This is a genomic window from Prevotella jejuni (assembly GCF_900187995.1).
Lineage (GTDB): Bacteria > Bacteroidota > Bacteroidia > Bacteroidales > Bacteroidaceae > Prevotella > Prevotella jejuni.
On sequence record NZ_FZNZ01000055.1, the window covers coordinates 1 to 10,177 of the forward strand.

7 protein-coding genes and 1 pseudogene are annotated in these 10,177 nt (G+C 39.8%); all 8 read left to right on the plus strand.

Annotated elements, in window-relative coordinates; all coding sequences use genetic code 11:
• Positions 1-102 (plus strand): type VI secretion system tube protein TssD (gene tssD, locus CHB62_RS13620; RefSeq protein ID WP_303395903.1); only part of this gene is annotated, 102 nt, incomplete at its 5' end.
• Between the two features lie 182 nt (positions 103-284).
• Positions 285-2,135, plus strand: coding sequence for a type VI secretion system Vgr family protein (locus CHB62_RS13625; protein ID WP_089367258.1), 1,851 nt, complete (start codon positions 285-287; stop codon positions 2,133-2,135).
• 3 nt (positions 2,136-2,138) lie between these two features.
• Positions 2,139-2,930 (plus strand): hypothetical protein, encoded by a 792-nt coding sequence (locus CHB62_RS13630; RefSeq protein WP_089367264.1) that lies wholly within the window; start codon positions 2,139-2,141, stop codon positions 2,928-2,930.
• A gap of 6 nt (positions 2,931-2,936) precedes the next feature.
• The gene (locus CHB62_RS13635) at positions 2,937-6,032 is read left to right on the plus strand and encodes a peptidoglycan DD-metalloendopeptidase family protein (RefSeq protein WP_089367265.1); all 3,096 of its coding nucleotides are present in this window, start codon (positions 2,937-2,939) and stop codon (positions 6,030-6,032) included.
• A gap of 91 nt (positions 6,033-6,123) precedes the next feature.
• A complete protein-coding gene (locus CHB62_RS13640) occupies positions 6,124-7,290 on the plus strand; it encodes a hypothetical protein (protein ID WP_089367267.1) in 1,167 nt (388 codons plus the stop codon).
• Positions 7,291-7,460: 170 nt separating this feature from the next.
• Entirely contained in the window at positions 7,461-9,524 is a 2,064-nt protein-coding gene (locus CHB62_RS13645) for a hypothetical protein (RefSeq protein WP_089367266.1), read from the plus strand.
• 5 nt (positions 9,525-9,529) lie between these two features.
• A complete protein-coding gene (locus CHB62_RS15505) occupies positions 9,530-9,784 on the plus strand; it encodes a hypothetical protein (protein WP_368073632.1) in 255 nt (84 codons plus the stop codon).
• Positions 9,771-10,177 (plus strand): annotated as a pseudogene (locus CHB62_RS13655) (hypothetical protein); the annotation flags it as partial. The gene CHB62_RS15505 and the pseudogene CHB62_RS13655, both read left to right, overlap by 14 nt.

Below are 10,177 nucleotides of genomic sequence, written 5' to 3' on the forward strand. Positions count from 1 at the left end.
GACGTAAACAACGAGGCGCCGATGACCATCGCGATGACCTTCTCTGCTGAGAATATCACCGTGGGTAATGCCGAGCTCGACAACCGCTGGCCTCGTTCATAGGTCTAAGAAACTTAAGGACTGTGTCGGGCTACGTGCTTGACATGGTCCTTTTAGCTTTCTATTTAGATTTCACCGCAGTAGGACATACCTATAAGCTGCTGAGGTCGTCACCTTATTTATATATAGGGAACAAATCTTATCAAAAAGCTTTTCAGCCTTAATTACCTCAAAAAATATATTCAATGGCAATACCTTTTAATCCCATCTCCATCACTATAGGAAAGGATGGACTTTCTTCTTTCAAATCACTTCGTATCGACCAAAGTACTGGTGCACATCATCACTTTGACCTCACGGTTGACCTTGAGTCGGGAGGCAACAGACAGGTGCATAACATCAGTAGTAGTAAAGAGTGGCTCGGCAAGGATATCATAGTGAAGGCTGCGAACAAACCATTCTTCTGTGGCATAGTGACGAACATTGAGTTGCATCGCGATGGTAGCGATTTCGGGTGTATACAGGTGTCTGGCTACTCCTCTACTTATCGTATGGAGACGGCACCGAGCTGTTACTCATGGAACGATAGGTCGATTGGTGATGTCGTAAAGAGTCTGTGCAGTGATGGTAAGGTGCAGTTGGCATTGAATGCGGCACACAAGAAACAGTTGGATTACATCTGCCAATACGAGGAATCTGACTTCGATTTCGTTCGTCGTCTTGCCTTACAGTATCAGGAGTGGATGTATTATGATGGTCTGAAACTTGTCTTCGGCAAACCAAGACGATTGCCAGACCCTATCAAGATGGAATTTGGTACGTCGCTGAGTTCCCTCAATATTGGCCTACAAACATTAGCTCGTCCAGAACAGGTGTTTACGTTCCATTCTGGTGCAAACCGTGAGATGGACCGCAAGACGCCCGATAAGGCTTACGGACATGACAGGATGGCGGGTGATGCGTTCCGTGCTGCGCTCCCCTCCTACCCTAAGGCAGCTCGCCAGTACTCTATACAACGTGTCAGCTCTATCGATGATCTTGAGAATTATGTACTCCTAAAACAGGCCGCCGAGACGGCTGAAACACATTACGTCACAGCCGAAAGTCAGGACCCAAGGCTACATGTGGGTTCGGTGATAAGTTTGTATAGTTCTTTCTTAAAGGGAGTTGGCAATCTCTCCCAAGAGAGCTTAGGTGATTTCATCATCATCGAGATGACCCATGAAGTGAGCGAGAGCTGTTATTACAAAAACCGTTTCAAAGCCATTCCTGGTACTGTAATGAGTCTGCCAAATCCAAAGGTTGAAATGCCTCTGGCTGAAACACAAATGGCGACGGTGCTAAGCAATGCCGACCCACATGGAGCGGGTCGTGTGCAGGTGCGCATGAATTGGCAAACCGACAACATGCGAACAAGTTGGGTGCGTGTGATGACACCAGATGGTGGTGGCAGCAAAGACGTAAAAAGCAACCGTGGCTTTGTTTTCATCCCGGAGGTAGGCGACCAAGTCCTCCTCGGCTTCCGCCATGGTGACCCCGCTCGTCCCTACGTCATGGGCAGCCTGTTTAATGGAACAACAGGTGGTGGCGGTCTCGAAGGAAATCACATGAAGAGTCTCACAACTCGTAGTGGGCATACTATAAAGTTGAACGATTCACTATCGTCACTTGGAATAACCATCAAAGACATAAAGGGCAATTCCATTCATATTGACTCTGTAGGAGATGACATCATTATCAATGCAAAGCGAAATATAACCATCAATGCAGGAGAGACATTCACCGTGAACTGCAAGAATGCCAACATCCTTGCGGAGGAATCCATTAATATGAATGCTGAGCAGGATATTACCAGTGTGTCTGGGGAAAGTACGTCTATACAGGCAGGTGAATCGCTTACAGAGATAGCAGCAGACAGTTATGTCCTATCTGCTAATGATGCCAACGTACAGGTCACAGAAGAACATAATCTTCAGGCATCTACAATATCGGAGACGGCAGAGAAAATAAACATTGACAGTACGATGGAGGACCTTGACCTATCTTCTCCAAAGAAGGTCAACATCCAGAGTTCTGAAAAAGTAAATCTGTTCTAAACTATGTATATTCCTTTTAAAGCACCGACAGGGTCATGCAAGGTGCATGGAGTCAGGACAGAAGTTATGCCAGACGGGGTAAGTGAGACAAAATGTGATACTTCTATAGAGTTTGCTCCTCTTTCTAAAGACAGCAAAGTCAAAGCTGTAGTGTATCTACATGCCTTTGCAGATGATGACGATGCTACAGCAGCATTTGTGCATGATATAGAATCTACTCTTAACCCTATATGTCTGGAATTGGACAGCAGGGGGAGATGTGTCGGGATTTCAGACCATGGCGAACTCTGTAGACGCTGGGATGACAGTCTCTTTCTTTTGCATGCCAAGTATGAAGGAGAATGGGTTGAAAAGGAACTACAGTTGTTGACTGATAGGGTTCATGACAAGAACCTGCTACTTAACATGATGAAAAGATATTACGTACTTTCTGAGTGGCTGGAAGCCGACTGGTCAGGCATAGAATTCACAGAAGGGAAAGGATACAGAGAGCACGAAGAGGTAGCCTTGGGAGTACCGCTTCTCTTCTCACAAGATTGTTCCATTGAGGACACAGAAGAAGGAATATCTCTACACATTGTTGGAAATGCTGACTTGAAAAAGAATGAAGTACAGCTTGAAAAGATTTCCCTCCTTGGTGAGGCTCAAATAGAAGATATAACATCTATAGAACAACATTGTATTGTGAAGACAACCAACCTTACAGAAGGTCCTCAATCCGTATATAGTCATTATATGGTTAAAGGGCGGGAGCAGATACTTAAGGATATTGAAATAAGTCTAACCTTTCAATAAAGAAGAATGGAAACAGGCAAAAACACATCAGCAGACCGTAATCGTAAACAGACTGGGAACAGTGAGGAGATTGTTGCAGATAGTGCAATTTGCACATGTGACAAAGGTTCCAAACCAGGAACTTTCCGTGTTACCAGCCAGCAGAAGATCTACTGTAATGGTGCAAGAAAACTTGTTGCCACAGACCAAGACAAGGATATAAAGTCCTTAAATTTTGGAAGCTGTGCAGCAAAGAATAATGGTCCTTGTTCTCCGAATATCGTTTGGAGTAACACTTATAACAAGATTGCCATAAAGGGCAAGATGTATCCTTTGACTGTCAAGAGTTCTGGTACCTGTAAGGCTGGAGGTGGTAGAATCAATATACAGACATCTGGTCAACAGGTTGTAGTAAAGCCTTCTTCTTCACCACGCAAGGCAAATAGTACGGCACATAAGAGTCCAGTCTTTACAGAAGAAGACTGGAAGCATTTGCCGCAGGATGACGAGAAGAGTCAGAACAAACGTGTTCCGGCAGCGGTACAGGTAAACAATGTTCTTGTCAATGGTAAGAGGGAGATAACCATAACCCCCTACGACCAAGAAGAACTCCTATTCACTACGTCACTTACGGCAGGAAGTATGCGGGGGACTGGTGTCAAGTGGGATGTCTGTCATGGCAATCGTGTGATTGCAAAAGGGTTGACAGAAGCTCCAGCACGTACTTACTTTACTAAAGAAGGTACGTACTCTGTATATGCTTATGTTCATAAACCAGGCTCACCCAAAGGCAAAGGTGTGGTCAGGATAACTGTATCCTACCCTAAGTTCAAAAGTTTAGAATGGAAGGACGAGAATGGGAAGCCTGTTACTTACATTGGGTTGCGCAATAAAGTGTTTGCACATGTATCTTTGCCGGGCTGTAAGGGTATATCTGTCAATTGCCGCTTTTATTATAATGGATATGAGGGAAAAAACTATCTATCCGCCCTTACTCCAATTACCTTGTCTGCTGCAGGAAAAGTAAAGATAGCCCTTTCCCTTTCAAGCGACCAGTTAAAGAAGATAATAGAAGACCGTAAGCACTTCAGCAATGGACAGAAAATAAGAATATATCTGGAACTGAGTTCTCGACATTGGATAGAAAACCTTACAAAGGCTTCACAGCATCCTATCCTATTCAATGACACGATAGAGTTCCGCAGCCTAATCATTTATAAAGATTCTGACTGCAAAGAAAAACTGCAGGGTGGTATTGCTGACAGCGGGAGTACGGTATACGTGCGTGTATCTACTGCCAATATGGAAACTGGCAAGATACGTCTGGATGTATATAAGCACGAAACAGGCAACCAAGAAGAGAAAAGTTCCAAACCATCACCTGTATATAGTACCAGTAGCCCTGTCAATAGTACGGGTGTCTATAAGTTCTCTTTAACGTTGGCAACGCCTCCGTACAAGGAAGGTGTAGCCTACAAGGTTGTTGTCTCATGGCTTTTCAGTAGTAATCAATCTTCCAACGGAAATGTAAATAATAATACTAACAGACAGACCTCAAAGGAGACCAAACAATACATACTTAAAGGAAAAGAAGTCCTCTTCTCTGTCAAGCGGCATATCCCCACGCCAAAGGCAGAACCCAGCAAGGCGAATGTTAATCGCACAGAGCCTGAAAAGGATGGATGTCCACGCTGTAGAGAAGAATGGACGGATATGCTTCCAAGACTAAAACAGGTTTTTGGAAAAGTATCACCTAATAGATTAAAGGCGGTTGCACAAGCCTACACTGAACATATGAAAGCTTTGAGTATGGATACGTGTTGGGTAAAAGCACATTTCTTTGCTCAAGCTACTATAGAAACCGGGTATACTCTTAACATTTCTGAGAATATGAACTATAAAAGAGAAAGATTTGAGGATATTTTTCCAAGCAAAATATTCAAGGGAAGATGGACTAAAGATGGTAAATGGGTGTCAGACAGAGATAAAAATGGAAAAAGAATATACAAAGATGGGATGAAAAGGACTCTTGATAAGGTTTATTCTATAACTGACACTCAGGAACGTAAAATAGTTCTTGCAAACATTGCGTATGCTAATAAGAACGGTAATGGGGATTATTACTCTGGAGATGGGTGGAGATTCCGGGGAAGCGGCCTTGTACAAATAACGGGTAGGGAAAACTATAGTAAAATACAACATCTAATCAATACAAGGTTTAAATTAAATGTTGATATAATGACGAACGGCGCAGATACAATTAATGGAGATGATCGGATTGCGACGTTAGCCTCTATGTGTTATGTATATATTTGTTTGAAAGGGAATCCACAGCTTTTTTGTAATAAAGTGAGAAATACAAATAGTTTCTCAAAAGCCGTTGGGAAGAATATAAAAGAAAAAAATAAACCAAGTAGTTGGGAACGAAAACAAAACTCCTTTAACTTAGAAACTTCTAAAGCTTTTGTAATTGATCAATGTAACCTTTCTGAAAATAAAAAATCAAAAGATGGGCAATGGCATGATCCTGTTGATAATCCTCAAATTGCTGTATTTACTCAAAATGGACATGATAATCCTGCAAATCAAGTATTTGGGACTACAAGAGGACGTGCTCACCAAGGAATAGATTTATTCGCACTTGAAGGGTCAAATCTTTATGCTTGTTTGTCAGGAAAAGTTGTTATTACAAGGAACAAAGGTAAGGCTGGTCATCAATATGTTGTTATAGAAGTTTCTAAAAAATCTCAGATAGAGATCTTCAGAAAGAGGAGGCGTAATGATTATAAAAAGATAGACCCTAAAGAATATTTGGAGGGAGAAGGATTCAATGAAAATTCAGATAAAATTTATTTTGTTTATTATCATATGAGTGAAATATTAGTGAATGAAGGTCAAGATGTAAATGCAGGTGATGTGATTGGTAAGTCAGGTATTACCGGTATTCAATTAGGTACTCATGGCCCTCACCTTCATTTTGAAATAAAATCAGTTAATTCTTTTCCTCATGGCTTAGCAGGACGTGTAAATCCAGCACTCTATTTAGATTATAAAAAGAAAAATCAATTAACAGAAGCTGAAATGAATATACAGCGTAACAGAAATAAAAAAGGTTATAAGTAATTCTATGGTAATAATAAAGTTTTTTCTTTTAGACGTATTGGCCTTTGTGTCAATTGGATGTATAAGTTGTACAAATAAGAAAGGTGCAGAAATGAAGATAGTGCATACAACACAGGAGAAAGATTCAATCTCTTCGTCTCTATGTAAGAAAATAGGAATTCCAGAGGATATGATTCTACCCATAAACTCTCAAGGAATGGACTCGCTAATGAAAGTCTATCAGACTTCTTACCTGCAATCATCCTCTGAGGATGAAGAAGAGGATGAGGTGCGTATTGATGAACGATATATCAACATCCTGATACCTTATGCTTTCAACGATTTGGCGAAGCGTGGTTTTATACCTGTATCTTCTGCTTTGTACAACAAAAAGTTGAAAGAGTTAGGTCTTGCTCCCGAGCAAAGGCAGAAACAGCCTTATATCTATGAATATAAACACTATTTTTCCTCACCGACAATTATGCAGGGATGGACTGATGACATAGCAGAAGACGGTATTGACAAAAAAGAACATGAATATATTCGATACGCTCCTATCAGTAATATATTTGTCAAGGGCTATAATTTCTGCCTACCAAAACCTATGTTGGATTCCTTTCTGAGGAATAATAAGGGTAAAATAACGTTTCATTTAAGTGATGAGATTGTACATCTAAATAGATTTTTGTTCAATGATAGCAAAGCGAGTTTCGCCTGGCTACTACACAATAATCCTGACATTTTGAAAGATTTGCTTCTATCTTATGGATATGATACGAATGAAGCTATCAATGAACTGGTACTAAAGGATATATCGAACGAATATACCAATGTGGAAGATGTTTCTGGATTAATAAATACGTTTATTCGTAAGGTATATGACAAAGAACCTCATATAGAAATCCGAGAGGGGTTAATGAAGACTATACTTCAGTTACCAGCCAATGATAAAAATTTGAAATGGCAAATAATTCTTGAAACATATATTGATTATCTCTTGAAAAAAGACAAGGCGGGGTGTCCATATTGGATGGCGCACTTTACGTGGAAGGAACGATACAAAGCTGCTGCCTATCTGGGATATTACTTATATAAAGACCGTCTTCGATATCAGCAGATTGGGAGTACAGGCTTTGCCAATGAGCTGTATTATAATAATGAGTTCAGAGATAATCTGGAAAAGCATCATTATTATAAACTGCCAGGATTTAAGGAAATCTGTGATAAGATTTATGAGGACTACGATTTCTCCGTAAAGGCTTCGCAAACTGGAGAATAATTGGATGCCTCATGCACTTAATGATAGTTTAAAACGTTTACTTAATGATTTTTTGTTCTTCTAAAATATGTAGATAAACTAAAGTTCTTACATAATAAGGTACACAGATATACAGAGTCTCCTCTGTATACGCTTATGTTCATAAACCAGGCTCACCCAAAGGCAAAGGTGTGGTTAGGATAACCATATCCTACTCCAAGTTCAAAAGTATAGAATGGAAGGACGAAAACGGGAAGCCTGTTACTTACATCGGATTGCGTAATAAAGTGTTTGCACATGTATCTTTGCCGGGCTGTAAGGGTATATCTGTCAATTGTCGCTTTTATTATAATGGATATGAGGGAAAAACCTATCTATCCGCCCTTACTCCAATAACCTTGTCTGCTGCAGGAAAAGTAAAGATAGCCCTTTCCCTTTCAAGCGACCAGTTAAAGAAAATAATAGAAGACCGTAAGCGTTTCAGCAATGGACAGAAAATAAGGATATATCTGAAACTGAGTTCTCGACATTGGATAGAAAACCTAACAAAGGCTTCACAGCACCCTATCCTATTCAATGACACGATAGAGTTCCGCAGCCTAATCATTTATAAAGATTCTGACTGCAAAGAAAAACTGCAGGGTGGTATTGCTGACAGTGGGAGTACGGTATACGTGCGTGTCTCTACTGCCAATATGGAAACTGGCAAGATACGTCTGGATGTATATAAGCACGAAACAGGCTATCAAGAAGAGAAAAATTCTAAACCATCACCTGTATATAGTACCAGTTGCCCTGTCAATAGTACGGGTGTCTATAAGTTCTCTTTGACGTTGGCAGCACCTCCATACAAGGAAGGTACAGCCTACAAGGTTGTTGTCTCATGGATTTTCAGTAGTAATCAATCTTCCAACGGAAATGTAAATAATAATACTGGCAGACAGACCTCAAAGGAAACCAAACGATACATACTTAAAGGGAAGGAAGTTCTTTTCTCTGTCAAGCGGCATATCCCCATGCCAAAGGCAGAACCCAGCAAGGCGAATGTTAATCGCACCGAGCCTGAAAAGGGTGGATGTCCACGTTGTAGAGAAGAATGGACAGATATGCTTCCAAGACTACAGAAAATTTTCAAGGGAGTGTCATCTGAAAAATTATCAACTGTTGCAAGAATTTATACTCGTTATATGAAAGAGTTAAGGATGGATACGTGTTGGATTAAAGCACATTTTTTTGCTCAAGCCTATAAAGAAACAGGAGGTAAACTTGACGTAAAGAAGGGAGAGTCCTTTAATTACTATTGGGAAATCATACCAACCAAATTATCAGCCTTCAGAACAGATAAAGGAAGATTTTATGCAAGACAATGGGGACGTGCGGAAAAGAAATCAACCAAAACGAATGCTGTTTCTAAAGAAAACCAGATAAAGATAGCAAACTATGCATATTCTTATGAGTTCAGCAAGGGAAAAAAACTGGGAAACAAATATCCAAATGACGGATGGCACTTCAGAGGTAGAGGATTAATACAATTAACTGGTAGAAGTTGCTATACTGCAATTGAAAAAATATTGCATGATATAGGTTATTCTTGCGATATCACAAGTAGTATAGAGAAATCAGATCAAGTTGGCAAAAATTTCGAACTTGCAGTGGTTGCTTCCATGGCTTTTTTCAAATGGAAAAATGCAGATATGTACAGACTCTGCAATGGGAATAAAAACACAACAGGTATTTCTACAATTGTTGGAATGAAAGAAACAAACAAAGATACAGGTAAATCGAACTACGAAGAGAAACAAGAAGCCTTTACTAATAGGACTTCTGTTGCTTTTATTGTGGATAATTGTAAGTGGAATGTTAAGGAACCACCAAAACAAACTCCTAAACAGGGAAAGTGGCACGAACCTGTGGATAATCCACAGATAACGATATGGACTCAGAGTGGACGTAATGAGCCTTCAAATGCGGTTCTTGGTGCGAAAAGACCTAATGGACATTATCATCAGGGAGTTGATTTGTTTTGTACAGAAGGATCAAATGTATATGCGTGTTTGGATGGTATTGTAGAATCAATAACGGATTCTCCTAAAGGACAAGGACAGACCATTGTGTTAAAAATAACAGATAAGGAACAAATAAACTATTTCAGACAAAGGAGAAGAGACTATAATCCAACCTATGACGGCGAAAAAAACAGGGTGAAGGATTTGATGAAAATTCTAATCATATATATCTTGTCTACTATCATTTAAGTTACATTCTTGTAAAAAAAGGTAGTGTATATGCTGGGCAGGTTATTGGTTATTCGGGTATTTCTGGTATTATAGATGGAACTTGTGGTCCTCATCTGCATTTTGAAATAAGGTCAGAAAGAAAATGTGGAGATCTGACTAAAAGATGTAATCCTGCATATTATGTATATTATAAGGTGAAGATGTCACCAGAAGAAAAAAGGAAACAGGAAGAAAGAATGAAGAAAGGACAATTAAAAGATTTTTATGGGAGAAAATAAAATGAAAAAGATTCTATGTATACTTATGATTTCGGTTTTAGTTCTGTCGCATGTAAGTTGTCAAGAGAATGTAAGACAGAGGCAATCTACAGACATAAAAGGAACTGTTCAAAATGTGAAGCAGAAAGACTTGATTTGTATGAATGAAAAGACAATCAGAAACTACTATAGAGAACTGGCGGAAGTCGGACTTGATGGAGTTACGGTAATGCCTATAGACAAACAAGTAGAGTATACAGATTTGGCAATAGAACTTATTTATGATGCGCTCAAAAGAATGGGATACCAGTCCGTCAGCGATGCTGAAGCACGAAAGGCTATCAAAAAATATTATAACATTGATATCTCTGAAAATAACATCTATTTGGCAGGGAACAAACTTCGTAGATATGT